This is a genomic window from Streptomyces sp. NPDC096079 (assembly GCF_040303145.1).
Classification (GTDB): domain Bacteria; phylum Actinomycetota; class Actinomycetes; order Streptomycetales; family Streptomycetaceae; genus Streptomyces.
This window is the reverse complement of sequence record NZ_JBEOST010000014.1, coordinates 113806-138304: the sequence shown is the minus strand read 5'-3', so window position 1 is coordinate 138304 and position 24499 is coordinate 113806. Positions and strand designations below refer to the sequence as shown.

The window sequence follows — 24499 nt, the reverse complement described above, 5'->3', positions numbered from 1 at the left end:
TGAGTCCTCAGGCCTTGACCGGCTCCGGCCGCACGCCGCTGACCAGCGGGAGCGTGTCGCGGACGACCTTGCGCTCGACGAAGAACGCGGCGAAGGGAATGGTCCCGGACAGCAGCACCCACAGGAGCCTGCCGAACGGCCACTTCGCCTTGGAGCCCAGGTCGAAGGCGAAGACCAGGTAGATGATGTAGAGGACGCCGTGGGCCTGGGAGACCGCGAAGGTCACGTCCTCGCCCATGTCGAACCCGTACTTGAAGACCATGCAGGTGCACAGCACGAGCAGCATGACGGCGGTCACGTACGCCATGACGCGGTAGCGGGTCAGCACGCTGGATTTCATGGCTCCGAGCGTAACGGCACGTTCCGGGCGATCTTCGCGGGGGCCCCGTTCCGGGTCAGCCCTCGTCGAAGTCGTGCGCGGAGACCCGCAGCGGGCGCAGCATCGCGAAGATCTCCGCGCACTCCTCGGCGTCGTACGCGCCGAGCCCGAACTCCATCTCCATCAGGTCCCGGGTCGCCGCCTCGACCACCTCGCGGCCCTTGTCCGTGATGGAGGCGAGGGTGCCGCGCCCGTCGTTGGGGTTCGGCCGCTTGTCGACGAGCCCGGACCTCACGAGCCGGTCCACCGTGTTCGTCACCGAGGTGGGGTGGACCATCAGCCGCTCGCCGATCTTCGACATCGGCAGCTCGCCCGCCTTGGAGAAGGTGAGCAGGACCAGGGCCTCGTACCGCGCGAAGGTCAGGCCGTACGGCTTGACGACCGCGTCGACCTCCGCGAGGAGGATCTGGTGGGCGCGCATGATCGAGGTGATCGCGGCCATCGAGGGGACCGGGCCCCAGCGCTTCTGCCAGAGTTCGTCGGCGCGGGCGATGGGGTCGAAGGGGAGACTGAGCGGCTTCGGCACCCGTCGACCATACCGACTGGTCATATGCCGGTCAGCCCCGTCTCGCCTTTCGGTCGCGGCCCGGTGGCCCTCAGCTCGGCGGCGGCGGCCAGGAGGCACACCGTTCCGAGGACGCCGGTACCGGCCACGACCGTGTGCACGGGGGCGAACTCGGCCGCGATCCCGGCCCCGGCCATGCCCACGCCCTGGACGGTCATCATCCCCGCCGTCATCAGGGTCATCGCCCTCCCCCGCTGCTCCTCCGGGACGGCCGCGACGAACCAGGCGTCGAGACCGAGGGTGTACGCGCCGGTGGCGCCCGCCAGGAGGAGCGCGACGGCCGCGAGGGCGACGCCGGGCCGGGGGGCGTACAGCAGGTAGGGCACGACACTCGCGACGGCGAGCGGCAGCACGATCCGGGAGCGGGTCGCGGCCGACAGGAACGACCCGGCGAGGAGTTCGCCCGCGATGGTGCCGACGGGCAGGGCGCACATGAGGAGGCCGAGGGCGGCGGTGGAGACGCCGATCTCGTCGGCGTAGGGGGCGGCGAGGGCCTCGGGGACGACGGCGAAGAGCGGCGGCACCCAGAACATCAGCATCAGGGCCCGCACGCGCCGGTTCCGCAGCACGGCGAAGGTCCCCGACAGCCCGCTCGCCTCGCCGCCCGCGCGGGCGGGGCGGCGGGCGGTGCCGAGCCGGAGGAGCAGCGCGGAGGCGAGGAACGTGGCGGCGGTGACGACGAGGGCGCCGCGCGGCGGGACGACGGTGAGGAGGACACCGGCGGCGGCGTAGCCGGTGAGCAGCGCGCTCTGCGACACGATCCGCAGGAGCGAGCGCCCGAGCACGAAGAGGTCGCCCTCGCCGAGGATGTCGGCGAGGGTCGCCATGCGGGTGCCGTTGAAGACGGGCGAGACGACGGCGATGGCGCAGCGCAGCGCCAGCAGGACGGCGACGGGGGTGACGGGCGCGGCCATGACCGCGACGCAGCCGGCGCAGACGAGGTCGCAGACGACGAGGATCCGACGGGGCGGGAGCCGGTCGGTGAGCCCGGCGAGGAGGGTGCCGCCGAGGAGGTAGGGCAGGAACCCGAGCGCGAAGGTGAGCGAGGAGAGCAGCGGGGACCGGGTCATGTCGTAGACGAGCACGGTGAGCGCGAGCTCGCTGACGACGACCCCGAGCAGCGAGAACAGATGCGCCACGAACACGAACCGGAACTCCCGGACGGCGAAGACGGCGCGGTATCCGGGGGCGGGGGAGGCGGCCACGACGGGCGCGGGCAGCGCCGGCGGCACGGCCGGGGCGTCGGGTGCGGGCGAGGCCGGCGCGGCGGCGGGCGCGGGCAGCGCGGGCGCGGGCAGCACCGGCGGCACGGCCGGGGCGTCGGGTGCGGGCGGCGCAGCCGGGGCGTCGGGTGCGGGGCCGGCCGGCACGGCAACGGGAGCGGCCGACGCCCGCGCGGGCACAGCCGGCGCGACCTCGGGCGCGGGCACAGCCGGCGCGACCTCGGGCGCGGCCCCGGGCGCGGGCGAAGCCCCGGCCACGGGCGCGGGCGAAGCCCCGGCCTCGGGCCCGGTCGTGGTCTCGCGCGCCGGCCCGGGGCCGGCCTCGGGTGGTGTCCCGGTCGCCGCCCCGGGCGTGCGCTCTCCGGTGGGGGGCGCGTGGGCAGGGGTGGGCGCGGGCGCCTGGGACGGCGCCCGGGTGTCGTTCTCGGGCATGGGCGCAGCCTGCCGGGCACGCGAGCCACGCCCTAGACTTTCGGCTCCAGACGAATGTCCGGGGAGGGCCCGTGCCGTACCACCTGCACTTCGGCGAGGCCGACCCGCTGCGCATCCGGTTCGCGATCTCGCCGCTCTGGGAGACGCACTCCGCCGTGCGGGTGCTCGCGCGGCCCGCCAAGCAGGGGTACCACCTGCCGTGGATGCGGCGGATCGCGGACGCCGCGCGCGGAGTCGACCTCGCACCGCTCCAGCTGCTGATGCCGCTGCGCGGGCACAGCCCGGACTTCCTCTACCCGCCGCCGCTCGGCCCCGCCGCCGCGATCGAGGACGAGATCCGGGCCGTCCGCGAGACCGATCCGGCGCTGGCCCTGGGCGACTTCGAGCGGGCGCTCGCCGAGACGCCGGGGGCGGCGGACACCGCCGAGGGGCGCCGGATGCTCGCCGACCCCGCCGGGGCGGTGGAGCGGCTCGCCACGCTGCTCCGGGCCGCGTGGGAGGCGCTGATCGCCCCGCACTGGCCCCGGCTGCGCGCGCTCCTGGAGGCGGACGTGGCGTACCACTCGCGGCGGCTCGCGGAGGGCGGGCTCGAACGGCTCCTGGGCGAGCTGCACCCGGCCTTCGCCTGGGACGCGGGGACCTCGACGCTCACCGTGGCGTACGCCGGTGAGCACATCCGGCCGCTGGAGGGGCAGGGGCTCGTCCTGATGCCGTCGGTGTTCACCTGGCCCGACGTGGTGAGCGGCTTCGATCCGCCGTGGCAGCCGACGGTGGTCTATCCGGCGCGCGGGATCGGCGGGCTCTGGACGGAGGCCGGGGGCCGCACCCCGGAGGTGCTGGCCCGGCTGCTCGGCCCGGTGCGCGCGGACGTGCTGTGCGCGCTCGACGAGCCGATGGGGACGACGGCGCTGGCCCATCTCCTCGGCCGGGCGCCCTCGTCCGTGTCCTCGCACCTGTCGGTGCTGCGGGACGCGGGGCTGCTCACGTCACGGCGGTACGGCCACCAGGTGCTGTACGAGCGGACCCCGCTGGGCATCGCGGTGTCGCGGCCCGAGACCCCCTAGGGCGCGTCGAGGCGCCGTCGCAGGGTGTACGTGACGGCCCTGCGGGCCACCGGGTTCAGTTCCTCGACCGCGGCCATCAGGGCGCCGAGCTGTTCGAGCGCGGTGAGCGCGGCCTCCGCGCCCGCCGGGTCGACGCCTTCGTAGAGTTCGAGCCCGACGAAGGAGGCGGCGACCGCGCGGGCGAGGCCCGCGGGGTCGGTGAACCCGGCGAGGGGGGTCCCGGCGAGGACGCGGACGAGCACCTGCTCGATCTCGGCGATCCACAGGTCGAGCCCGGCGGCGGTGGCGGGGGCGAGCCGGGGGTGGGTCTGGGCGCCGGCGAGCAGCTGCCCGAGGACGGCGACGTGGCCGGCGTCCCGCTCCTCGGTGTGCATCTCGCGGCCGAAGGCCAGGAGTTCGGAGAGGCTGGTGACGGCGCGGAGCCGCTCCCGGTGGCGGGCCACCCGCTGCTCGGCGCCGTGCCGGCAGGCGGCGGAGAGCAGCTCGTCGACGGAGCCGAAGTGGTAGAAGACGAGGGCCTGGTTGACCCCGGCGGCGGTCGCGATGGCGCGCGCGGAGGCCTTGGCGATGCCCTGGTCGACGAGGGTGCGCAGGGCGCCGTCGAGGAGCTTCTCGCGGGTCTCCTGGCTCCTCGCCTCCTGGGCCTTCACGCCCCCGGCCGTCCGCCCGCTCATGCCCGTACCTCCTCGCGCACCGGGCGCAGCCCCGCGCGCACCCCGTGGGAGCCTACGTCGGCGTAGGTGGCGGTGAAGGACCCCCGGTAGCCGAAGAGCGGACCGAAGTACCGGTTGACCACCCGGACGTCGATGCGGAAGCGGCCGGCGCGTTCGTCGTAGGACTCCCGCACCTCGGCCCGGGCGCCCACGAGTGCGGGGACGCGCACGTCGAGCGGGCCTTCGCGGAAGCGGTGTTCGCCGGAGGTGATGAGGAGCGAGCCGTCGGGTTCGGCGGTGGGGTGCAGGTCGCTCGCGAGGTGCTGGTGGGTGCCGAGGTAGTCGAGGACGCAGTCGCGCTCGGGGCTGTGGACCATGGTGGCGTCGAAGCGCCGGGGGCCGCCGGGCAGGTCGAAGGTGCGGACGAAGGTGACGGTCTCGCGTCCGTACGAGTCGAGGTAGGGCACGTTCTCGATGGTGAAGGGGATGTCACGGCCGGTGCGGGGCAGCAGGATGTTCCGCAGTCCGCCGAGCGCGAGGAAGGGCTTCACGAACGCCGGGCCGTGCCAGATGTGGTCCATGACGCCCCGTCCGACGCACAGCTCGCCGCCGGCGAGCCCGACCGAGAAGCGCCGCTGGAGCTCGGGGTGCAGCCGTTCGAACTCGGCGTCCCCCATGGCGGTGCGGAAGATCGAGGTCATGGCTGCTCCAGGGTGGCGAGGAGCCGGGGCTCCCGGTGGCGGGCGGGCGGGGTGCGCGCGCAGCGCCGGGCGGCGGGGGTGCGCGACGAGGGCGGTACGAGGATGGCGGCGGCGAGCCCGAGGACGGTGAGGGGGACGCCGGCGAGCGACACGGGTCCGAGCGGCAGGACGGTGGCGAGCCAGGGCAGGGCCACGAGCAGCATCCGGGCGGTGGTTTCGAGGAGCCAGCGGTCGCGGGAGCGCTCGGGGGTGATGCCCCGCTCGCACCAGAGCCGCAGCCGGTCGAAGGACCAGGCGGTGGCCCAGCCCATGAGGGGACGGAAGAGGAGCCGGTCGGCGACGCGGCCGAGGCGGCCCCAGCGGGGCCGGTAGTCGTAGCCGGTGAGGAAGCGGACGCCGTCGTCGGTGGGGACGTAGCGCCAGTAGCCGCTGCCCTCGGCGAGGAGCGAGAGCGGGTACGGCGAGGCGAACCGGAGGGCGGAGACCCGGTCGCCGCCGGCCCGGTGGCGCTCCCCCGCGGAGACACCGGTGCCGGCGACGACCAGGAAGGGCAGGACGCGGGTCGCGTAGCGGAAGTGCCGGGGCTCGCCGTCGGCGCGCGGGAGGTACGAGATCTCCGTGAACCGCAGGTCCCACCGCTGGTGGCGGTCGGGCTCCTGGGTGCGCTCCCAGAGGGTCTCCAGGTCGGCGCGTATCCGCGTCTCGATGTAGAGCCCCATGGGCGTTCCCCCTGCTCATCCAGCATTTTGAGCGACTGCTCAAAACTGCCTCGGGAGGGAAGGTAGCGGATTTTGAGCACTCGCTCAACCGGCGGTCACGAAGAAGCCCCCGGTCCTGGATCCAGGACCGGGGGCTCGTCGTACGCGAACGGGGGCGTCAGGCTCCGAGGTGGCGCTCCACCGTCTCGACCTTCGAGGTCAGGCCGTCCGTCACGCCCGGGCGGATGTCGGCCTTCATCACCACCGAGACGCGCGGGGCGCGGGCCTCGACGGCGGCGACGGCGCGCTTCACGACGTCCATCACCTCGTCCCACTCGCCCTCGACCGAGGTGAACATCGCGTCGGTGCGGTTCGGGAGCCCCGACTCGCGCACGACCCGGACCGCGTCGGCGACGTACTCGCCGACCTCCTCCCCCACACCGAGGGGGGTCACGGAGAAGGCGACGATCATGCCTTCACCGCACCCTGGGCCTGCTCGGCGCGGGCGCGGGAGGCGATGACCGCGTCCGCGGCCTCGCGCTTCAGCTTCCGCTCGGCGTAGAAGCCGCCCAGGGGCAGCACCGAGAGGACGAAGTAGAGGGCGGCCGTCCCGAAGCTCCACTTGGTGCGGTTCCAGGCGTCCAGCCAGAAGAGGACGTACAGGACGAAGAGAATGCCGTGGATCGCGCCCATCACCGGCACCGCGTTGAAGTCCGTCGTCCGCTTGAGCACCGAGCAGACCAGCAGGAGCAGGAACGAGACGGCCTCCGGCGCGGAGACGAGCCGGAGCCGGTGGAGGGAGGAAGCGGTCTTGATGTCCACGGAGGGGGTCACCTTCGTTCGATCTTGTGAACGGATGCACAAGGGCCCGTCCATTGTGCACGGCGACTTTGCTGTCTCTTTAGCCGGGGGCCCAGTACCTTCCTCGGGTGGCAACGTTCCGACTCCAAGGCAGCAAAGTGCTCGCCGTCTCCATGACCGGCGACGCCGTCAAGGCGAAGAACGGCTCGATGGTCGCCTACGACGGCCAGATGGCGTTCAAGAAGATGAGCGGCGGTGGTGAGGGCCTGCGCGGCATGGTGACCCGCCGGCTCACGGGTGAGCAGATGGAGGTGATGGAGGTCCGGGGCCAGGGGACCTGCTGGTTCGCCGACCGCGCCTCCGAGATCAACCTCGTCTCGCTGCACGGCGACAAGCTCTGGGTGGAGGCGAGCAATCTGCTCTGCACCGACGCGGGGCTGCGCACCGGCACGACCTTCACGGGTCTGCGCGGCGGCGCCACCGGCAACGGGCTCTTCACCACGACCGTCGAGGGCACGGGCCAGGCGGCGATCATGTCGGACGGTCCCGCCGTGGTGCTGCGGGTGACCCCGCAGTACCCGCTCCAGGTCGACCCCGGCGCGTACATCGCCCACCAGGGCAACCTCCAGCAGCACTTCCAGTCCGGGGTGACCTTCCGCACCCTGATGGGCGAGGGGGGCGGCGAGGCGTTCCAGATCCGCTTCGAGGGCGAGGGCCTCGTGTACGTCCAGCCGAGCGAGCGGAACACGATCGGCGGTGACGTCTGATGCCGTTCCGCGAGATCAACTCGAAGATGGTCGAGGCGACCGTCATCCCGGGGCAGCGGATGTTCAGCCAGCGCGGCGCGATGCTCGCGTACCGCGGCGACGTCAGTTTCACGCCGAACATGGCGGGCGGCCAGGGCGGCCTGATGTCGATGATCGGCCGCCGGGTGGCCGGTGAGGCGACCCCGCTGATGACCGTCGAGGGCAACGGCACGGTGATGTTCGGGCACGGCGGTCACCACATCCAGGTGATCGCGCTGACCGGCGACACCCTGTACGTGGAGGCCGACCGGCTGCTCGCCTTCGACGGGACCCTGGAGCAGGGCACGATGTTCATGGGCTCGCAGGGCGGCGTCATGGGCATGGTCCGCGGCCAGGTGACGGGCCAGGGCCTGTTCACGACGACCCTGAAGGGTCACGGCTCGGTGGCCGTCATGGCGCACGGCGGCGTCATCGAGCTGCCGATCACCCCGGGCCGCCCGGTCCACGTCGACCCGCAGGCGTACGTGGCGCACCACGGCGACGTGCGGAACAAGCTCTCCACGGCGCTGGGCTGGCGCGACATGGTGGGGCGCGGCTCGGGCGAGGCGTTCCAGCTGGAGCTGAGCGGCAGCGGCGCGGTGTACGTCCAGGCCTCGGAGGAGAAGCTGTGAGCACCCCTGTCATCCACGACCCGCACTCCCTGCCGTCGGACGACAACGTCAATCCGTACACCTTCTGCGTGGAGCTCAAGGGCTCCCAGTGGTTCCTGCAGAAGGGGAAGATGATCGCCTACTACGGGCGGATCGAGTTCAACGGCATCGGGCACGGCCGTCTCGACCGGCTGGTGCGGACGTCCTTCCACTCGCCGCTGCACGCGAGCGACTGGGTGGTGGCGGAGGGCAGCGGGAAGATGCTGCTCGCGGACCGGGCGTTCGACGTGAACTCGTACGACCTGGACGAGGGCAATCTGACGATCCGCTCCGGGAACCTGCTGGCCTACCAGCCGACGCTGGCGCTGAAGCAGTCGATCGTGCCGGGCTTCGTGACGCTGATCGGCACGGGCAAGTTCGTGGCGGCCTCGAACGGCCCGGTGGTCTTCATGGAGCCGCCCATGCGGGTGGATCCGCAGGCGCTCGTCGGGTGGGCGGACTGCCCCTCGCCCTGTCACCATTACGACCACGGGTACATGACGGGCGTGATGGGCGGCGTCCGGGCGCTGACGGGCATCGGCGGCACCTCGGGCGAGGAGCACCAGTTCGAGTTCGTGGGCGCGGGCACGGTGCTGCTCCAGTCGACCGAGCTGCTGATGGCGGAGCGGGCGATCGGCGCGCCGCCGGCGCAGGCGGGTGTCCCGGGCGGACACGGGGCGCCTGGTTCCGGCCAGGGGGCCCTGGGATCGGTACCGCGCCTTCCCGGCCAGCTCGGTGACCTCCAGCGTCGCTTCGGCCTGTAGCCGGTAGTCTGCGGAGTGTGACGTCCTCGAACGTCTGCACCGGTGGCTGACGCCTGAAGGCCCGGACCGCCCGACGCGGTGCGCGGCGTCACACTCCCCGACTTCGTCAAGTATTCAACTTCTTAGGTAGAATCCATACATGGACACCGAGACGGCCACACCCTGGCTCACCGACGGCGAGCAGTGCGCCTGGCGCACGTTCCTGGACGTCCAGAGAATGCTGACGTACCAGCTGGAGCGGGACCTCCAGCCCTTCGGCCTGACCATGAACGACTACGAGATCCTGGTGAACCTCTCGGAGTCGGCGGAACGGCGGCTGCGCATGAGCGACCTCGCCGCCGCCACCCTCCAGTCGAAGAGCCGGCTCTCCCACCAGATCACCCGCATGGAGAACGCCGGGCTCGTACGCCGCGAGAACTGCGAGTCGGACCGGCGCGGGCTCTACGCCGTGCTGACCGACGACGGCATGGAGACCATGCGCAAGGTCGCCCCGCACCACGTCGAGTCGGTGCGCAGGCACTTCATCGACCAGCTCAGCGGCGAGGCCCTCGGCGACCTCCACGAGTCCCTGAAGCCGATCGCCGAACAGCTCCGCGGCCGCCGCGGCAAGCCCTGACCTGACATAGACGCGAAGGGCCTCCCCGGGTGACCGGGGAGGCCCTTCGCGTACGTACGGGGATCAGTTTCCGGTCAGGCTCGCGACCAGCTCGTCCGAGGCCGCGTACGGATCGAGGGCCCCCGCCGTGATCCGCTCCGCGAGGGCGTCGAGACGCCGGTCGCCGTGCAGATCGCCGATGCGCTCGCGCAGGGCCGTCACCGCGATGGTCTCCACCTCGCGCGCCGCACGGGCCCGGCGGCGCTCCGCCAGGACCCCGTGCTCCTCCATCCAGGCGCGGTGCTTCTCCAGGGCCTCCACGACCTCGTCGATGCCCTCGCCGCGCGCCGCGACCGTCTTCACGATCGGCGGCCGCCAGTCGCCCGCGGCCCGCGCCTCGCCGAGGCCCAGCATGTGGTTGAGCTCCCGGGCGGTGGCGTCCGCGCCGTCCCGGTCGGCCTTGTTCACCACGTACAGGTCGCCGATCTCCAGGATGCCCGCCTTCGCGGCCTGGATCCCGTCGCCCATGCCGGGCGCGAGGAGCACGACCGAGGTGTCGGCCTGGGAGGCGATCTCGACCTCCGACTGCCCGACACCGACGGTCTCCACCAGGATCACCTCGCAGCCGGCCGCGTCGAGGACGCGGATGGCCTGCGGGGCTGACCAGGCGAGCCCGCCCAGATGGCCGCGGGTGGCCATCGAGCGGATGTAGACGCCCGGGTCGGAGGCGTGCTCCGACATCCGGACCCGGTCGCCGAGCAGCGCTCCCCCGCTGAACGGGGAGGACGGGTCGACGGCCAGGACACCCACCCGCTTGCCCGCCCTGCGGTACGCGGAGACCAGCGCGGACGTCGACGTCGACTTGCCCACGCCCGGCGAGCCGGTCAGGCCCACCACGTACGCGCCGCCGGTCAGCGGCGCGAGCGCCGCCATCACCTCGCGCAGCTGCGGGGACGCCCCCTCCACGAGCGAGATCAGCCGGGCCACGGCCCGCGGCCTGCCCTCCCGTGCCTGGGCGACGAGTTCGGGGACGTCCACCATCTGCGCTGCTCCTTGCCTGAGCCGGGTGCTTACTTGCCGTTGCCGGGGACGCGCACGATCAGCGCGTCGCCCTGGCCGCCACCACCGCACAGGGCCGCCGCGCCGACACCGCCGCCGCGCCGCTTGAGCTCCAGGGCCAGGTGCAGCACCAGACGGGCGCCGGACATGCCGATCGGGTGGCCGAGCGCGATGGCACCACCGTTGACGTTCACCTTTTCGGGGGTGACGCCGAGGTCCTTCATGGACTGGTGCGAGACGGCGGCGAAGGCCTCGTTGATCTCGATCAGGTCGAGGTCCTCGACGCCCAGGCCCTCCTTCTTGAGGGCGTGCGCGATCGCGTTGGACGGCTGCGACTGGAGCGAGTTGTCCGGGCCGGCCACATTGCCGTGGGCGCCGATCTCGGCGATCCACTCCAGGCCCAGCTCCTCCGCCTTGGCCTTGCTCATGACGACCACGGCGGCGGCGCCGTCGGAGATCTGCGAGGCGGTGCCGGCGGTGATGGTGCCGTCCTTGGCGAAGGCCGGACGGAGCTTGCCGAGGGACTCGGCGGTGGTCTCCGCGCGGATGCCCTCGTCCTTCGAGAAGATCACCGGGTCGCCCTTGCGCTGCGGGATCTCGACCGGGGTGATCTCGGCCTCGAAGATGCCGTTCTTCTGGGCCGCGGCGGCGCGCTGGTGCGAGAGGGCGGCGAGCTCGTCCTGCACCTCGCGGCCGATGCCGAGGCGGGTGTTGTGCTTCTCCGTGGACTCGCCCATGGCGATGCCCTCGAAGGAGTCGGTCAGGCCGTCGTACGCCATCGCGTCGAGCATCTCGATCGCGCCGTACTTGAAGCCCTCGCGGGACTTCGGCAGCAGGTGCGGGGCGTTCGTCATGGACTCCTGGCCGCCGGCGACGACCACGTCGAACTCACCGGCGCGGATCAGCTGGTCGGCGAGGGCGATCGCGTCGAGACCCGAGAGACACACCTTGTTGATGGTGAGCGCGGGGACGCTCATCGGAATGCCCGCCTTGACGGCGGCCTGGCGGGCGGGGATCTGCCCGGCGCCCGCCTGGAGCACCTGGCCCATGATCACGTACTGCACCTGGTCGCCGCCGATGCCGGCCCGGTCGAGGGCCGCCTTGATGGCGAAGCCGCCCAGGTCGGCGCCCGAGAAGGACTTGAGCGAGCCGAGCAGGCGACCCATGGGCGTGCGGGCGCCCGCGACGATCACTGAGGTGGTACCGGTCGTTCCAGACATGAGGCACGGCCCCTTGGGATGAGGAGTGAACGAGGGTTTACCGCCAATGTACTGAGAGGCGCCGCGCGCGGTCACCGGCCGGATGGTGTGATCGCGCGCACGTTGCGTAACCACCTGTTCAGCGGTGGACTGGAGGCATGCTGACGCGTATCGACCACATCGGGATCGCCTGTTTCGACCTGGACAAGACCGTCGAGTTCTACCGTGCCACGTACGGGTTCGAGGTCTACCACTCCGAGGTCAACGAGGAGCAGGGCGTCCGCGAGGCCATGCTCAGGATCAACGCCACCGACGACGGCGGGGCCTCCTACCTCCAGCTCCTGGAGCCCACCCGCGAGGACTCCGCGGTGGGCAAGTGGCTCGCCAAGAACGGCGAGGGCGTGCACCACATCGCCTTCGGCACGGCGGACGTCGACGGGGACGCCGAGGCCATCCGCGGCAAGGGCGTCCGGGTCCTCTACGACGAGCCGCGGATCGGCTCCATGGGCTCCCGCATCACCTTCCTCCACCCCAAGGACTGCCACGGCGTCCTCACGGAACTGGTCACTTCGGCCGAGCCGTCCGCTGACCACTCCTCAGCGGAGCACTGACCTCCGGATTCCTGGCCCGGTAGAGTGGGCGGCTCCGGGCCGGGGCCGGTCGGGGCCACTCCGTGCGGCACCGAAGTCGGGTTGTCGGGGTCGTCCGATCTGCCACGATTCCCCGGGGGCCCGTCCTCGGCCGTGAGGGCGTGCTCGTTGGAGTTGCGACCAGGGTTGGGGTCTCCCCTGCTCGAAGAGCTTCGGGGAAGGATGGGACCGCGCAGTGCGGGGCTACGAACGCCAGGAGAGCCACCGAGCTGAAGACGACCATCTCGCCAGGTTCGAAGCCGAGATGGACCGGCTGAAGACCGAACGCGAGAAGGCCGTCCAGCACGCCGAGGACCTCGGCTACCAGGTCGAGGTCTTGCGCGCCAAGCTCCACGAGGCGCGCCGCACCATCGCGTCCCGGCCCGCCTACGACAGCGCCGACATCGGCTACCAGGCCGAGCAGATGCTGCGCAACGCGCAGGCGCAGGCCGAGCAGCTCCGCCAGGACGCCGAGCGCGAGCTGCGCGAGGCCCGCGCCCAGACCCAGCGCATCCTCCAGGAGCACGCCGAGCACCAGGCCCGGCTCCAGGCCGAGCTGCACAACGAGGCCGTCCAGCGCCGCCAGCAGCTCGACCAGGAACTCAACGAGCGCCGCCAGACCGTCGAGGCGCACGTCAACGAGAACGTCGCCTGGGCCGAACAGCTGCGCGCCCGCACCGAGTCCCAGGCCCGCCGTCTGATGGAGGAGTCCCGGGCGGAGGCCGAGCAGTCGCTCGCCACCGCCCGCGCCGAGGCCACCCGCCTCGCCGAGGAGACCAGCCGCCGCGTCGGCGCCGAGGCGGAGTCCGCCCGAGCCGAGGCCGAAGCGATTCTGCTGCGCGCCCGCAAGGACGCCGAGCGGCTCATCGGCGCCGCCTCCAGCCAGGCGCAGGAGGCCACCACCCACGCCGAGCAGCTCCGCTCCACCGCCGCCGTCGAGACCGACCAGGCCCGCCGCCAGGCCACCGAGCTGTCGCGCGCCGCCGAGCAGCGCCTGCAGGAGGCCGAGGAGAAGCTGCGGGTCGCCCGCGCCGAGGCCGAGAAGGCCCTCGGCGAGGCCAAGGAGGCCGCGGCCAAGCAGCTCGCCGGCGCCGAGTCCGTCAACGAGCAGCGCACCCGCACCGCCAAGGCCGAGATCGCCCGCCTCGTCGGCGAGGCCACCAAGGAGGCCGAGGCGCTCAAGGCCGAGGCCGAGGAGAAGCTCCGCGAGGCCACCGCCCAGGCGGAGAAGCTCGTCACCGACGCGACCGAGAAGGCCGTCACGGCCGCCGCCGAGGACTCCGCCGCCGCGCTCGCCAAGGCCGCGCGCAACGCCGAGGAGATCCTCACCAAGGCCTCCGAGGACGCCCGGGAGACCACCCGCAAGGCCTCCGAGGAGGCCGAGCGGGTCCGCCGCGAGGCCGAGACCGAGGCCGACCGGCTGCGCGCCGAGGCCGGGGAGCAGGCCGACGAACTGCTCGGCTCGGCGAAGGACGACACCAAGGAGTACCGCGCCAAGACCGTCGAGCTCCAGGAGGAGGCCCGCCGGCTGCGCGGCGAGGCCGAGGCGCTGCGCGCCGAGGCCGTCGACGAGGGCGAGCGGATCCGCTCCGAGGCCCGCCGCGAGGCCCTCCAGCAGATCGAGGAGGCGGCCAGGACCGCCGAGGAGCTCCTCACCAAGGCCCGCACGGACGCCGAGGAGCAGCGCACCAAGGCCGGCGCCGAGAGCGAGCGGGTCAAGTCGGAGGCGATGGAGCGCGCCCAGACGCTCCGCACCCAGGCCGAGGAGACCCTGGAGCGCACCCGCGCCGAGGCCGAGCGGCTGCGCGCCGAGGCCGAGGAGCAGGCCGAGTCCGTGAAGGGCGCGGCCGAGGAGGCCGCCGCCGGACTGCGCGCGGACGCCGAGCGGGCCGCCGAGGCGCGCCGCGCCGAGGCCGCCGACGAGCTGACCCGGCTGCACACCGACGCCGAGGCGAAGGTCGCCGCCGCCGGCGAGGAGCTCACCGACGCCCGGGCCGAGGGCGAGCGGATCCGGCGCGAGGCCGCCGAGGAGACCGAGCGGCTGCGGACCGAGGCCGCCGAGCGGATCCGGTCCCTCCAGGAACAGGCCGAGCGTGAGGCCGAGCGGCTGCGGGCCGAGGCCGCGTCGGACGCGTCCACCGCGCGCACCGAGGCCGAGGCGGCGGCGGTACGGCTGCGCACGGAGGCCGCCGAGGAGTCCGAGCGTCTGCGCTCGGAGGCCCAGGAGACCGCCGACCGGGTGCGGGCCGAGGCGGCGGCCGCCGCCGAGCGGGTCGCCGCCGAGGCCGCCGAGGCGCTCGCCGCCGCGCAGGAGGAGGCCGTCCGGCGCCGCCGGGAGGCCGAGGAGACGCTCGAATCGGCCCGCTCCGAGGCCGGCCGGGAGCGCGAGCACGCCCGCGAGCAGTCCGAGGAGCTCCTCGCCGCCGCGCGCAAGCGGGTCGAGGAGGCGCAGGCCGAGGCGCAGCGCCTGGTCGAGGAGGCGGACGCCCGGGCGACCGAGATGGTCGCCGTGGCCGAGCACACCGCCCAGGAGGTGCGGGACTCGGTGGCCGGGCTGCGCGAGCAGGCCGAGGAGGAGATCGCCGGGCTGCGCAGCGCCGCCGAGCACGCGGCCGAGCGGACGCGGACCGAGGCGCAGGAGGAGGCGGACCGGGTCCGCGCCGACGCGTACGAGGAGCGGGAGCGGGCGTCGGAGGACGCCGTCCGCACGCGCGAGCGTGCTCAGGAGGAGTCGGAGGCCGCGAAGGCGCTGGCGGAGCGGACGGTCACGGACGCGCTCGCCGAGGCGGAGAAGCTGCGGACGGACACCGCCGAGTACGCGCAGCGGGTACGGACCGAGGCGACGGACGCGCTCGCCTCGGCGGAGCAGGACGCGGCCCGCACGCGCGCGGACGCCCGGGACGACGCCAACCGGATCCGTTCGGAGGCCGCCGAGCGCGCCGAGTCGGCGGTCGGCGAGGCGCGGGCCGAGGCCGAGCGCATCGGGGCGGAGGCCGAGCAGGTCCTCGACGAGGCCCGCAAGGCCGCCGACAAGCGCCGTACCGACGCCGCCGAGCAGGCCGACACCCTCATCGGCGAGGCCACCACCGAGGCCGAGCGGATCGGCGCGGAGGCCGCCGAGCTGCGTGCCGAGGCCGAGCAGGTCAAGGCCGACGGCGTGGCACAGGCCGAGGCGCTGCGCGCGGAGGCCCGCGCCGAGGGCGAGCAGGTCCTCGACGAGGCCCGCAAGGCCGCCGACAAGCGCCGCACCGACGCCGCCGAGCAGGCCGACACCCTCGTCGGCGAGGCCACCGCCGAGGCCGAGCGGCTCACCGCCGAGGCGGTCGAGCTGATGGAGACGACCGAGCAGGACGCCCTGCGCCTGCGGGCCGAGGCGGAGCAGGTCAAGGCCGACGGCGAGGCGCAGGCCGAGGCGCTGCGCGCGGAGGCCCGCGCCGAGGGCGAGCAGGTCCTCGACGAGGCCCGCAAGGCCGCCGACAAGCGCCGTACCGACGCCGCCGAGCAGGCCGACACCCTCGTCGGCGAGGCCACCGCCGAGGCCGAGCGGATCGCGGCCGAGGCCGCCGAGCTGCGCGAGACGACCGAGCGGGACTCCGAGCGGCTGCGCACGGAGGCCGAGCAGGTCAAGGCGGACGGCGAGGCGCACGCGCAGGCCCTGCGCAACGCCGCGCTCGCCGACGCCGACCAGATCCTGGACGAGGCCCGCAAGGCCGCCGACAAGCGCCGTACCGACGCCGCCGGGCAGGCCGACACCCTCGTCGGCGAGGCCACCGCCGAGGCCGAGCGGATCGTGAACGAGGCGGCCGAGCTGGCCGATTCGGTGGGCGCGGACGCCCGCGCCGAGGCCGCCCAGACCGTCGGCGCGGCCGCGGAGGAGGCCGAGCGGCTGCGCGCCGAGGGCGCCGAGGCGATCGCCGAGGCCCTGCGGGACGCCGAGCGGATCCGTACCGAGTCCGAGCGGGTGAAGGCCGACGCCGCGGCGGCGGGCGAGCAGATGCGCGCCGAGGCCCGCGCGGAGGCGGACCGGACGCTCGACGAGGCCCGGGAGGCCGGCGCCCGCAAGCGTGCCGACGCGGCCGAGCAGGCCGACCAGCTCGTCGCCAAGGCCCAGGAGGAGGCGCTGCGCGCCACCACGGAGGCCGAGTCGCAGGCGGACACGATGGTCGGCGCGGCCCGCAAGGAGGCCGAGCGGATCGTCGCCGAGTCGACCGTCGAGGGCAACTCGCTGGTGGAGAAGGCCCGTACGGACGCGGACGAGCTCCTGGTCGGGGCACGCAGCGACGCGACGGCCATAAGGGAGCGGGCCGAGGAGCTGCGGGGCCGGATCGAGGGGGAGATCGAGGAGCTGCACGAGCGGGCGCGGCGCGAGACGGCGGAGCAGATGAAGACGGCCGGGGAGCGCGTCGACAAGCTGGTGAAGGCCGCGACCGAGCAGCGCGCCGAGGCGGAGGAGAAGGCGAAGGAGCTGCTCTCCGACGCGAGTTCGGAGGCGAGCAAGGTCCGGATCGCCGCAGTCCGCAAGGCGGACGGGCTCCTGAAGGAGGCCGCGCAGAAGAAGGCCTCGCTGATCGCGGAGGCCGAGGCCGTCAAGGCGGAGGCCGAGCGGATCCGCGCGGAGGCGGCGGCCGAGGCCGAGGAGACGGTCGCGGAAGGACAGCGCGAGCTGGAGACCCTGACGCGGCGTCGCAAGGACATCAATGCGGAGATCTCCCGTGTCCAGGACGTCCTGGAGGCGTTGGAGTCTTTCGAGACGCCGTCCGCCGGAAAGGACGGGGTCAAGGCGGGTGCGTCATCGGGGTCCACTCGTACGGGTGGCAAGCCTCAGGACGGCTAGCCACTCAAAAGGCTGGACATTCTCCAGATCAAACGGGCATACGCTCGATGACACGCCGCTTCGGCCCCTAGGATTCCCTCTAACACCTCACCGGTCTCATTCGACAGGAAACCCATGAGCGACACATCCTCCCCCTTCGGCTTCGAGCTCGTGCGGCGCGGTTACGACCGCGGTCAGGTGGACGACCGCATTACCAAGCTCGTGTCCGACCGCGACAGCGCCCTGTCCCGTATCACCTCGCTGGAGAAGCGCATCGAGGAGCTCCACCTCGAGACGCAGAACGCCCAGGCGCAGGTCACCGACGCCGAGCCGTCGTACGCGGGACTCGGTGCCCGGGTCGAGAAGATCCTCCGGCTCGCCGAGGAGGAGGCGAAGGACCTGCGTGAGGAGGCCCGTCGCGCCGCCGAGCAGCACCGCGAGCTGGCCGAGTCGGCCGCCCAGCAGGTGCGCAACGACGCGGAGTCGTTCGCGGCCGAGCGCAAGGCGAAGGCCGAGGACGAGGGCGTCCGGATCGTCGAGAAGGCGCAGGGCGAGGCCAACTCGCTGCGCGCCGAGGCGCAGAAGGACGCGCAGTCGAAGCGTGAGGAGGCGGACGCCCTCTTCGAGGAGACCCGCGCCAAGGCCGCCCAGGCCGCCGCGGACTTCGAGACGAACCTGGCGAAGCGCCGCGAGCAGTCGGAGCGGGACCTGGCCTCGCGTCAGGCCAAGGCCGAGAAGCGTCTCGCCGAGATCGAGCACCGCGCCGAGCAGCTCCGCCTGGAGGCCGAGAAGCTGCGCACGGACGCGGAGCGCCGGGCCCGTCAGACGGTGGAGACCGCGCAGCGCCAGGCCGAGGACATCGTGGCCGACGCGAACGCCAAGGCCGACCGGATCCGTTCGGAATCGGAGCGCGAGCTCGCGGCGCTGACGAACCGCCGCGACTCGATCAACGCGCAGCTGACCAACGTCCGCGAGATGCTGGCGACGCTGACCGGTGCCGCGGTGGCGGCGGCCGGCTCTCCGATCGACGACGAGCGCACGGCGGGCGTCCCGGCCCAGCAGTCGCGGTGACGCACCCGAAGGCCGCGTGACGAACGGGCGGCAACCGTCGGAACCCTCCGTCATTCCGGTGGCGGAGGGTTTTGCGCGCCCGTAGGTTGGGACGCATGATCGAGCTTGAGGGCCTGACGAAGCGCTACGGGACGAAGACCGCGGTCGACCACCTCTCCTTCCAGGTGCGTCCTGGCGTGGTCACCGGCTTCCTCGGGCCGAACGGGGCGGGCAAGTCGACGACGATGCGGATGATGCTCGACCTGGACAACCCGACGAGCGGGACGGTCCGGATCGACGGCAGGCACTACCGGGAGCTGGCCGAGCCGCTCAAGTACATCGGGGCGCTGCTCGACGCCAAGGCGATGCACGGCGGCCGCTCCGCGTACAACAACCTGCTGTGTCTGGCGCAGTCCAACCGGATCCCGGCGAGCCGGGTGGGCGAGGTGCTCGACCTGGTGGGTCTGACGCCGGTCGCGAAGAAGAAGTCGAAGGGCTTCTCCCTCGGTATGGGACAGCGGCTCGGGATCGCGTCGGCTCTTCTCGGGGATCCCGAGATCCTGATGTTCGACGAACCCGTCAATGGTCTGGACCCCGAGGGAATTCACTGGATCCGCAATCTGATGAAGGCGTTGGCGGCCGAAGGCCGGACGATCTTCGTCTCCAGCCATCTGATGAGTGAAATGGCCCTGACGGCCGATCATCTGATCGTGATCGGGCAGGGAAAACTGCTGGCCGACACCTCGATGGCGGATTTCATCCACCAGAATTCCCGGAGTTACGTACGGATGCGCTCTCCGCAGCAGGAGCGGCTGCGGGACGTGCTCCACACCAACGGGTTCATCGCGGTCGAGGCGGGCAACGGCACCCTTGAGGTGGACGGGGCGACGACCGAGAAGCTCGGCGAACTCGCGGCGGAGCACGGGCTGGTGCTGCACGAGCTGTCCGCGCAGCGCGCCTCCCTCGAAGAAGCGTTCATGCAGATGACGGCCGGTGCGGTGGAGTACCACGCGCACGGCACCGACGTACACAGCGGCGCCGCGGCGCCCGGCCCCCAGTGGGGCACGACCTCCGAGGGAGCCTGATCGATGGCAGCGGCATCCGCGGTCCTGCAGTCCGAATGGACCAAGATCCGGACGGTGTCGTCGACCGTCTGGACGCTGGCGAGCGCCTTCCTCGTCACGGTGGCGATGAGCGCGGCGCTGTGCGCCCTGTTCAAGTCGACCTTCGACGACCTCAGCGACGTGGAGCGGGCCACCTTCGACCCGACGTTCGCCAGCTTCTCCGGGATGATCCTCGGCCAGCTGGCGATGGTGGTCTTCGGCGTCCTGGTGGTCGGCACCGAGTACTCCTCGGGCATGATCCGCACCTCGCTGGCGGCGGTCCCGCAGCGCGCCACGTTCCTGTTCTCGAAGATCGCGGTGGCCGGCGTGCTCGCCCTGGCCGTGGGCCTGGCGACCAGCTTCCTCTCCTTCTTCCTCGGGCAGGCGCTGCTCGGCGAGCACCGGGCCTCCATCGGTGACGACAACGTGCTGCGCGCGGTGGTCGGCGCCGGCCTCTACATGGGTCTGATCGCGGTGTTCTCGATGGGCGTGGCGACGATGCTGCGTTCCTCGATGCTGTCGCTGGGCATCCTGGTGCCGTTCTTCTTCCTGATCTCGCAGATCCTCTCCGCGGTCCCGAAGGCCAAGGAGGTCGCCAAGTACTTCCCCGACCAGGCCGGCTCCAAGATCATGCAGGTGGTGCCGGACGCGATGGGCTCGGAGGCGGCGCCGTACGGCCCCTGGGGCGGGCTCGGGATCATGGTGCTCTGGGTGGCGGCCGCGCTGCTCGGCGGCTACCTGGTGCTGAAGCACCGGGACGCCTGAGCCGGCGGGCTCGGGACGACCGGGCCCGTCGGCCGGGGACGACCGGGCCCGTCGACTCGGGAGGGTCGGGCCCCTCGGGACCGGACACCCCGGCCCCGTAGGGGTCGTCCAGGGATTCACCCGGAGGTTTTCCTTCGCTTGGCCGGAACCGTCAACGGCTGGATAAGCTCCTAGCTCATACGGGGGCTCCGGCCGACGGCCGCCACGCCCCGACACGCACGCGAGCGACCTGTCGATGGGGCTGGAGAATGATCGAGGCAGTCGGCCTGACGAAGCGCTACGGCGCCAAGACGGCCGTGTACAACCTTTCCTTCCAGGTGAGGCCCGGTGTCGTCACCGGGTTCCTGGGGCCCAACGGCTCCGGCAAGTCGACGACGATGCGCATGATCCTCGGGCTCGACCGGCCCACCGCGGGCCATGTCACCATCGGCGGCCACCCCTTCCGACAGCTGCCGAACGCACCCCGGCAGGTCGGCGCGCTCCTCGACGCCAAGGCCGTGCACGGCGGCCGGAGCGCCCGCAGCCACCTGCTGTCGCTCGCGCAGCTGGCCGGCATCCCGGCGCAGCGCGTCGACGAGGTCCTCGGGGTCGTCGGCCTCCAGGACGTCGCCAAGCGGCGCTCGAAGGGCTTCTCGCTCGGCATGGGCCAGCGGCTCGGCATCGCGGCGGCCCTGCTCGGCGACCCCCAGGTGCTGCTCTTCGACGAGCCCGTCAACGGTCTGGACCCCGAGGGCATCCTCTGGGTGCGGAACCTGATGAAGAAGCTGGCCGCCGAGGGCCGCACGGTCTTCGTCTCCAGCCACCTCATGAGCGAGATGGCGCTGACCGCCGAGCACCTGATCGTGATCGGCCGGGGCCAGCTCCTCGCGGACATGAGCGTCACGGACTTCATCTCGGCGAACTCCGCCGACTTCGCCCGCGTGCGGACCCCGGGGACCGAGCCGGCCCAGCGGGAGAAGCTGACCTCGGTCCTGGTGGAGGCAGGCGGCCAGGTGCTGTCGGAGCCGGACGGCGCGCTCCGCGTGACGGGCCTGCCGCTTCCGCGGATCAGCGACCTGGCGCACGGCGCGGACGTACGGCTCTGGGAGCTGTCCCCGCACCAGGCCTCGCTGGAGGAGGCGTACATGCGGCTGACGCAGGGCGCCGTGGACTACCGGTCCACCGACGACCGCCTCGCCCACCTCCAGCCGCCGCTCCAGCCGGGTCAGCCGGGGTACGGGGCGCCGCCGCAGCAGCAGCTCGTCCAGGACGTGCCGCAGCAGGGCTGGTACGCCCCGCCGCCGCCCGGACAGAACCCGTACGGCGGCGCTCCGCAGGGCCAGGCCCCGGCGCCGGGTCCGTACGGTGCCCCGGCCGCCGCGCCCGGTCCGTACGGCGCCCCGGCCGCGCCGCCGGCCGCCGCCCCCGGTCCGTACGCCCCTCCGGCCGCCCCGCAGCCGGGCCTCCCGCAGCCGAGCGACACCCCGAAGGACGCCCGATGACCGCCCCCGCTCCCCACCACGCTCCGGCGCCGCACGCCTACGTCTCCCCCATCCCGGTCCGCGCCGCGCACCTCGGTGACGCGCTCGCCTCGGAGTGGACGAAGATCCGCTCGGTGCGCTCGACGATGTGGACGCTCGGGGTCATGATCCTGCTGATGTTCGCCATCGGCCTGGGCGTCGCCGCCATCGCGTCGGCCTCCGAGGCCCCGATGGGCGAGGAGTCCGCGCTCGCCTTCGGCTTCTTCGGGATGCTGCCGGCGTCGATCTGCGTGATCACGCTCGGCGTCCTGACGATCGCCTCCGAGTACGGCACGGGCATGATCCGTACGACCCTGACGGCCTGCCCGAGCCGGGCCCGGGTGCTCCTGGCGAAGGCGATCGTCTTCTTCCTGCTGGTCTTCTCGGTGACCACCGTGATCGCGACGCTCGTGGCGCTGGCGCAGGTCGGCATCGTGGACACGGCTGCGGAGCCGACGGGCGGCGAGTGGCTGCGGGCGACGGTCGGCGCGGGCGCCTACCTGGCGGTGCTCGGTCTGATGTCGCTCGCGGTGGGGACGCTGATCCGGCACTCGGCCGGCGCGATCACGGTGATGATCGGTCTGCTGCTGCTGCCGCTGGTGGCGGCCCTGTTCATGTTCTCCCCGGCGCTGAAGTCGGTGCAGGAGTTCCTCTTCACCTACGCGATCCCCTCGCAGATGATCGCGCTGTACAGCGAGCGGCCGCCGTTCGGCGACTCGGGCCCGGCGGGCTGGGAGCCGCTGCTGATCATGGCGGCGATCGCGGCGGCGGCCCTGGGCGGCGCCTTCGCCCTGCTGAACAGCCGGGACGTCTGACCTGGGGGACGCCGGCTAGTACCTCGGCGCGTTGCGGGACCGCTGCACCCTGCTGGTGCGGCGGTCCTTCGCGTTCCAGCAGGCCTTGTGCCAGTGGCGGCGGTCGTCGACCCCGCCCCACTCCGGCCAGGCGACCACGTGCGGGGCGCCGCTCGGGATCTCCTGGTCGCAGCCCGGGCAGCGGTAGCGCTTGCCCGGTGCGCTCGCCCCGGCGACGAGCCGGACGTACCACTCCTCGCCCTGCCAGCTCTCGGTGCGCTGCGCGCCGCCGTACCGGTCGCCGTGGTCGCCCTGCTGCTCGGGCTTGCCGCCGCCATTGGAGCGGTTGTGACGCGGGGACACGGGCACACCTCACAGGGGCTGGGAACACGGACCGTTCCCTCCAGCCTACGGGCCGCCATGTGGTGCCCCGGGCCCCACCCGGGACGGCTTAGCCGAAAATCGCAAGAACTTCATGAACGGCCGTTGCCTTTGGCACGTGTCAGACGTTGTTGCCTGTGCGAGGGGAGATACGCGTCGGCCGCAAGGAGGCAGAAGGCGATGCGCGTGGGTACGTTCGTTCTGGCAGCCCAGTTCCCGGGCCAGGGCCAGGGGGAGGCACTGCACCGAGCGGTGCGGACCGCCGAGGTGGCCGAGGAGGCGGGGCTCGACTCCGTCTGGCTCGCCGAGCACCATTTCGTGCCGTACGGGGTGTGCCCCTCGGCCGTGACACTGGCCGCGCTGCTCCTCGGCCGCACACGGCGGCTCCGGGTGGGCACGGCGGTGAGCGTGCTGCCGACCGTCCACCCGGTCGCCCTGGGCGAGCAGGCGGCGCTGCTGCACCTCACCTCGGGCGGCCGGTTCACCCTCGGGGTGGGCCGGGGCGGGCCGTGGGTCGATCTGGAGGTCTTCGGCGCGGGTCTTGAGGCGTACGAGAAGGGGTTCCCCGAATCGCTCGACCTGCTGCTGCGCTGGCTGACCGAGCCGCGCGTCGGCGCCTCGGGGGAACGGTTCGCCTTCCGTGACGTGCCCGTGGTGCCCCGGCCCGACGAGCTGATCGGCGGGACCGCCTCCCCCGAGGTGGTGGTGGCCTGCACCTCGCCGAAGAGCGTGCGGCTCGCGGCGGAGCGCGGGCTGCCGATGCTGCTCGGCATGCACTGCGGCGACGAGGACAAGGCCGGGATGGTCGCCGCCTGGGCGCGCTGCGCGCGGGAGGCGGGACGGGATCCGGACGAGATCGCGCGGATCGGCGCCGGCCATGTGTCGGCGGGTGTGGTGCAGCTCGCGGACCGGGGGGCGGACGCGGCGGAGGCGCTGGTGAAGGCGATGCCGGGCTGGCTGAAGCAGGGGCTCGACGCGCATGTGACGGTGGACGGCCGGCACCGGGCGATGCGGGACCCCGTCGCGTACACGGAGCTGCTGTGCGGGCTGCACCCGGTGGGCACGCCCCGAGACGCCGCGGACCGGCTCGCGGCGACGGCCGAGCGCACGGGCATCACGCGCTTCGCGCTGCTTGCGGAGGGCTCGGGCGACCTCGCGGCGACCGAGGAGAACGTCCGCCGGCTGGGCGCGGAGGTCCTGCCGCTCCTGGTGTGAGGGCGGTCCCGGTCCGGGACCGCGCTGCCGCTCCGGCGCCTTTCGGCGGCGATGCGCGTCGGCTCGCATCGTTCGCGTTCTCCCGCGCTGCGGAGCGGCAGCACCATGTCTCAGCAGTCGCGGAGTTCCGGCGACTGGTTCAGCAGCTGTCCCCGTACGGACGTGAAACGGGCGAGTCGCTCGTCCACCGACGGGTCGAGCGGGAAGACCGCCACGCGGTGGCAGTTCTGGAAGGCGAGACGCACCCCGAAGTGCCGCTGCAGCGCACCACGAATGGCATCGCTCGCGAGCGCGCGCAGCAGCTGACCACGTGCCTGCTCATTCGGCGGCGGCGTCTGGTTGTCGGCGAACTCTCCGCCGTCGACCTTCAGCTGTGCCACCAGAGAACTGATCATCTCCCATGCGTAGGGCAGGGAGGTCCGGACGCAGTCGACGAAGTCGGCTTCGTCGACCTCGCCTCGCTCGGCCTGTTCCAACAGGGCCGGTGAGACGTCGAGCGACATGGGTTCTCCTCTCGCGACCCCGCGGACGGGGTCTTGCGGGCAGGGGCGAGGGCCGTCCGTACGACACGCAGCGTGCACGGACGACGACCTCCAGCTTCCACGGTAAGCGCGCGGTCCGGGCCGCACCAGAAGAATGGGCACACAACCGGCTGATAACCGACGGGTGTTCGGCTCACGAC

At 72.9% G+C, this 24499-nt stretch carries 25 protein-coding genes; 13 read left to right on the top strand and 12 right to left on the bottom strand.

Features of this window, described 5'->3' with window-relative positions; all coding sequences use genetic code 11:
- Positions 1 to 7: 7 nt before the first annotated feature.
- From ABTY59_RS26050 to ABTY59_RS26040, 3 genes are read right to left on the bottom strand one after another with little or no spacing between them, the layout of a single operon-like run.
- Positions 8 to 340: a DUF3817 domain-containing protein gene (locus tag ABTY59_RS26050; RefSeq protein WP_352021456.1), complete on the bottom strand. Its 333-nt coding sequence runs from the start codon at positions 338 to 340 to the stop codon at positions 8 to 10.
- A gap of 55 nt (positions 341 to 395) precedes the next feature.
- Positions 396 to 905, bottom strand: a complete 510-nt coding sequence (locus ABTY59_RS26045) for a MarR family winged helix-turn-helix transcriptional regulator (protein ID WP_352021509.1) — start codon at positions 903 to 905, stop codon at positions 396 to 398.
- A 20-nt stretch (positions 906 to 925) separates the two neighbouring features.
- Entirely contained in the window at positions 926 to 2254 is a 1329-nt protein-coding gene (locus tag ABTY59_RS26040) for an MFS transporter (RefSeq protein WP_502995429.1), read from the bottom strand.
- Between the two features lie 416 nt (positions 2255 to 2670).
- Between ABTY59_RS26040 and ABTY59_RS26035 the strand changes: the two genes are divergently transcribed.
- On the top strand, positions 2671 to 3663 hold the full coding sequence (locus tag ABTY59_RS26035) for a DUF5937 family protein (protein ID WP_352021455.1): 993 nt from the start codon (positions 2671 to 2673) through the stop codon (positions 3661 to 3663).
- On the opposite strand, the gene ABTY59_RS26030 is transcribed toward ABTY59_RS26035, so the two are convergent.
- The 5 genes from ABTY59_RS26030 to ABTY59_RS26010 all read right to left on the bottom strand — a co-directional run bounded on the left by ABTY59_RS26030 (position 3660) and on the right by ABTY59_RS26010 (position 6537).
- Positions 3660 to 4337 carry a TetR/AcrR family transcriptional regulator gene (locus ABTY59_RS26030; RefSeq protein WP_352021454.1) on the bottom strand — a complete coding sequence of 226 codons (678 nt, stop codon included), beginning with the start codon at positions 4335 to 4337 and terminating at the stop codon, positions 3660 to 3662. The genes ABTY59_RS26035 and ABTY59_RS26030 overlap by 4 nt on opposite strands.
- Positions 4334 to 5017, bottom strand: coding sequence for a DUF4166 domain-containing protein (locus tag ABTY59_RS26025; protein ID WP_352021453.1), 684 nt, complete (start codon positions 5015 to 5017; stop codon positions 4334 to 4336). The genes ABTY59_RS26030 and ABTY59_RS26025 overlap by 4 nt, the downstream gene beginning before the upstream one ends.
- Complete coding sequence (locus ABTY59_RS26020) at positions 5014 to 5736, bottom strand: hypothetical protein (protein WP_352021452.1); 723 nt, start codon at positions 5734 to 5736, stop codon at positions 5014 to 5016. Before ABTY59_RS26020 ends, ABTY59_RS26025 begins: the two co-directional genes overlap by 4 nt.
- Before the next feature lie 157 nt (positions 5737 to 5893).
- Positions 5894 to 6187 carry an MTH1187 family thiamine-binding protein gene (locus tag ABTY59_RS26015; protein WP_073808485.1) on the bottom strand — a complete coding sequence of 98 codons (294 nt, stop codon included), beginning with the start codon at positions 6185 to 6187 and terminating at the stop codon, positions 5894 to 5896.
- Positions 6184 to 6537 carry a DUF3817 domain-containing protein gene (locus ABTY59_RS26010; protein ID WP_352021451.1) on the bottom strand — a complete coding sequence of 118 codons (354 nt, stop codon included), beginning with the start codon at positions 6535 to 6537 and terminating at the stop codon, positions 6184 to 6186. Before ABTY59_RS26010 ends, ABTY59_RS26015 begins: the two co-directional genes overlap by 4 nt.
- 107 nt (positions 6538 to 6644) lie before the next feature.
- On the opposite strand from ABTY59_RS26010, the gene ABTY59_RS26005 reads away from it, so the two are divergent.
- The 4 genes from ABTY59_RS26005 (at position 6645) to ABTY59_RS25990 (ending at position 9331) form a co-directional block, all read left to right on the top strand.
- Positions 6645 to 7283 carry an AIM24 family protein gene (locus ABTY59_RS26005; RefSeq protein ID WP_352021450.1) on the top strand — a complete coding sequence of 213 codons (639 nt, stop codon included), beginning with the start codon at positions 6645 to 6647 and terminating at the stop codon, positions 7281 to 7283.
- Positions 7283 to 7933: an AIM24 family protein gene (locus tag ABTY59_RS26000; RefSeq protein WP_352021449.1), complete on the top strand. Its 651-nt coding sequence runs from the start codon at positions 7283 to 7285 to the stop codon at positions 7931 to 7933. Before ABTY59_RS26005 ends, ABTY59_RS26000 begins: the two co-directional genes overlap by 1 nt.
- A complete protein-coding gene (locus tag ABTY59_RS25995; protein WP_352021448.1) occupies positions 7930 to 8715 on the top strand; it encodes an AIM24 family protein in 786 nt (261 codons plus the stop codon). Before ABTY59_RS26000 ends, ABTY59_RS25995 begins: the two co-directional genes overlap by 4 nt.
- 139 nt (positions 8716 to 8854) lie before the next feature.
- Positions 8855 to 9331 carry a MarR family winged helix-turn-helix transcriptional regulator gene (locus ABTY59_RS25990; protein ID WP_123455439.1) on the top strand — a complete coding sequence of 159 codons (477 nt, stop codon included), beginning with the start codon at positions 8855 to 8857 and terminating at the stop codon, positions 9329 to 9331.
- A 63-nt stretch (positions 9332 to 9394) separates the two neighbouring features.
- Here ABTY59_RS25990 and meaB read toward each other — a convergent pair whose 3' ends face one another.
- Both meaB and ABTY59_RS25980 read right to left on the bottom strand, forming a co-directional pair.
- Complete coding sequence (gene meaB / locus ABTY59_RS25985; protein ID WP_352021447.1) at positions 9395 to 10351, bottom strand: methylmalonyl Co-A mutase-associated GTPase MeaB; 957 nt, start codon at positions 10349 to 10351, stop codon at positions 9395 to 9397.
- A 29-nt stretch (positions 10352 to 10380) separates the two neighbouring features.
- Positions 10381 to 11589, bottom strand: a complete 1209-nt coding sequence (locus tag ABTY59_RS25980) for an acetyl-CoA C-acetyltransferase (RefSeq protein ID WP_352021446.1) — start codon at positions 11587 to 11589, stop codon at positions 10381 to 10383.
- Positions 11590 to 11726: 137 nt separating this feature from the next.
- Between ABTY59_RS25980 and mce the strand changes: the two genes are divergently transcribed.
- The 7 genes from mce to ABTY59_RS25945 all read left to right on the top strand — a co-directional run bounded on the left by mce (position 11727) and on the right by ABTY59_RS25945 (position 22242).
- Entirely contained in the window at positions 11727 to 12179 is a 453-nt protein-coding gene (mce, locus tag ABTY59_RS25975; RefSeq protein ID WP_352021445.1) for a methylmalonyl-CoA epimerase, read from the top strand.
- Between the two features lie 214 nt (positions 12180 to 12393).
- Positions 12394 to 17031, top strand: coding sequence for a polarized growth protein Scy (gene scy, locus ABTY59_RS25970; protein ID WP_352021444.1), 4638 nt, complete (start codon positions 12394 to 12396; stop codon positions 17029 to 17031).
- A 114-nt stretch (positions 17032 to 17145) separates the two neighbouring features.
- The gene (locus ABTY59_RS25965) at positions 17146 to 18081 is read left to right on the top strand and encodes a coiled-coil domain-containing protein (RefSeq protein WP_352021443.1); all 936 of its coding nucleotides are present in this window, start codon (positions 17146 to 17148) and stop codon (positions 18079 to 18081) included.
- A gap of 95 nt (positions 18082 to 18176) precedes the next feature.
- A complete protein-coding gene (locus ABTY59_RS25960; RefSeq protein WP_352021442.1) occupies positions 18177 to 19145 on the top strand; it encodes an ABC transporter ATP-binding protein in 969 nt (322 codons plus the stop codon).
- Positions 19146 to 19148: 3 nt separating this feature from the next.
- Positions 19149 to 19928: an ABC transporter permease gene (locus ABTY59_RS25955; protein WP_352021441.1), complete on the top strand. Its 780-nt coding sequence runs from the start codon at positions 19149 to 19151 to the stop codon at positions 19926 to 19928.
- Between the two features lie 248 nt (positions 19929 to 20176).
- Positions 20177 to 21409 (top strand): ATP-binding cassette domain-containing protein, encoded by a 1233-nt coding sequence (locus ABTY59_RS25950; protein ID WP_352021440.1) that lies wholly within the window; start codon positions 20177 to 20179, stop codon positions 21407 to 21409.
- Complete coding sequence (locus tag ABTY59_RS25945) at positions 21406 to 22242, top strand: ABC transporter permease (RefSeq protein ID WP_352021439.1); 837 nt, start codon at positions 21406 to 21408, stop codon at positions 22240 to 22242. Before ABTY59_RS25950 ends, ABTY59_RS25945 begins: the two co-directional genes overlap by 4 nt.
- Positions 22243 to 22257: 15 nt before the next feature.
- On the opposite strand, the gene ABTY59_RS25940 is transcribed toward ABTY59_RS25945, so the two are convergent.
- Positions 22258 to 22584: an Rv1322 family protein gene (locus ABTY59_RS25940; RefSeq protein ID WP_352021438.1), complete on the bottom strand. Its 327-nt coding sequence runs from the start codon at positions 22582 to 22584 to the stop codon at positions 22258 to 22260.
- Positions 22585 to 22782: 198 nt separating this feature from the next.
- Here ABTY59_RS25940 and ABTY59_RS25935 point away from each other — a divergent pair, with 198 nt between their 5' ends.
- Positions 22783 to 23817 carry an LLM class flavin-dependent oxidoreductase gene (locus ABTY59_RS25935; RefSeq protein WP_352021437.1) on the top strand — a complete coding sequence of 345 codons (1035 nt, stop codon included), beginning with the start codon at positions 22783 to 22785 and terminating at the stop codon, positions 23815 to 23817.
- Positions 23818 to 23927: 110 nt separating this feature from the next.
- On the opposite strand, the gene ABTY59_RS25930 is transcribed toward ABTY59_RS25935, so the two are convergent.
- On the bottom strand, positions 23928 to 24320 hold the full coding sequence (locus tag ABTY59_RS25930) for an SCO5389 family protein (protein WP_015036224.1): 393 nt from the start codon (positions 24318 to 24320) through the stop codon (positions 23928 to 23930).
- Positions 24321 to 24499 lie beyond the last annotated feature (179 nt).

Excerpts from the sequence above, each read along its gene's own strand:
- ABTY59_RS26015 (WP_073808485.1), bottom strand. The coding sequence starts at position 6,187 with ATGATCGTCGCCTTCTCCGTGACCCCCCTCGGTGTGGGGGAGGAGGTC.
- ABTY59_RS26020 (WP_352021452.1), bottom strand. The coding sequence starts at position 5,736 with ATGGGGCTCTACATCGAGACGCGGATACGCGCCGACCTGGAGACCCTC.
- ABTY59_RS25945 (WP_352021439.1), top strand. The coding sequence starts at position 21,406 with ATGACCGCCCCCGCTCCCCACCACGCTCCGGCGCCGCACGCCTACGTC.
- ABTY59_RS25960 (WP_352021442.1), top strand. The coding sequence starts at position 18,177 with ATGATCGAGCTTGAGGGCCTGACGAAGCGCTACGGGACGAAGACCGCG.
- ABTY59_RS25955 (WP_352021441.1), top strand. The coding sequence starts at position 19,149 with ATGGCAGCGGCATCCGCGGTCCTGCAGTCCGAATGGACCAAGATCCGG.
- ABTY59_RS25965 (WP_352021443.1), top strand. The coding sequence starts at position 17,146 with ATGAGCGACACATCCTCCCCCTTCGGCTTCGAGCTCGTGCGGCGCGGT.
- ABTY59_RS26000 (WP_352021449.1), top strand. The coding sequence starts at position 7,283 with ATGCCGTTCCGCGAGATCAACTCGAAGATGGTCGAGGCGACCGTCATC.
- ABTY59_RS25930 (WP_015036224.1), bottom strand. The coding sequence starts at position 24,320 with ATGTCGCTCGACGTCTCACCGGCCCTGTTGGAACAGGCCGAGCGAGGC.
- ABTY59_RS26050 (WP_352021456.1), bottom strand. The coding sequence starts at position 340 with ATGAAATCCAGCGTGCTGACCCGCTACCGCGTCATGGCGTACGTGACC.
- meaB (WP_352021447.1), bottom strand. The coding sequence starts at position 10,351 with ATGGTGGACGTCCCCGAACTCGTCGCCCAGGCACGGGAGGGCAGGCCG.
- ABTY59_RS25990 (WP_123455439.1), top strand. The coding sequence starts at position 8,855 with ATGGACACCGAGACGGCCACACCCTGGCTCACCGACGGCGAGCAGTGC.
- mce (WP_352021445.1), top strand. The coding sequence starts at position 11,727 with ATGCTGACGCGTATCGACCACATCGGGATCGCCTGTTTCGACCTGGAC.
- ABTY59_RS26030 (WP_352021454.1), bottom strand. The coding sequence starts at position 4,337 with ATGAGCGGGCGGACGGCCGGGGGCGTGAAGGCCCAGGAGGCGAGGAGC.
- ABTY59_RS26025 (WP_352021453.1), bottom strand. The coding sequence starts at position 5,017 with ATGACCTCGATCTTCCGCACCGCCATGGGGGACGCCGAGTTCGAACGG.
- ABTY59_RS25935 (WP_352021437.1), top strand. The coding sequence starts at position 22,783 with ATGCGCGTGGGTACGTTCGTTCTGGCAGCCCAGTTCCCGGGCCAGGGC.
- ABTY59_RS25980 (WP_352021446.1), bottom strand. The coding sequence starts at position 11,589 with ATGTCTGGAACGACCGGTACCACCTCAGTGATCGTCGCGGGCGCCCGC.
- ABTY59_RS25950 (WP_352021440.1), top strand. The coding sequence starts at position 20,177 with ATGATCGAGGCAGTCGGCCTGACGAAGCGCTACGGCGCCAAGACGGCC.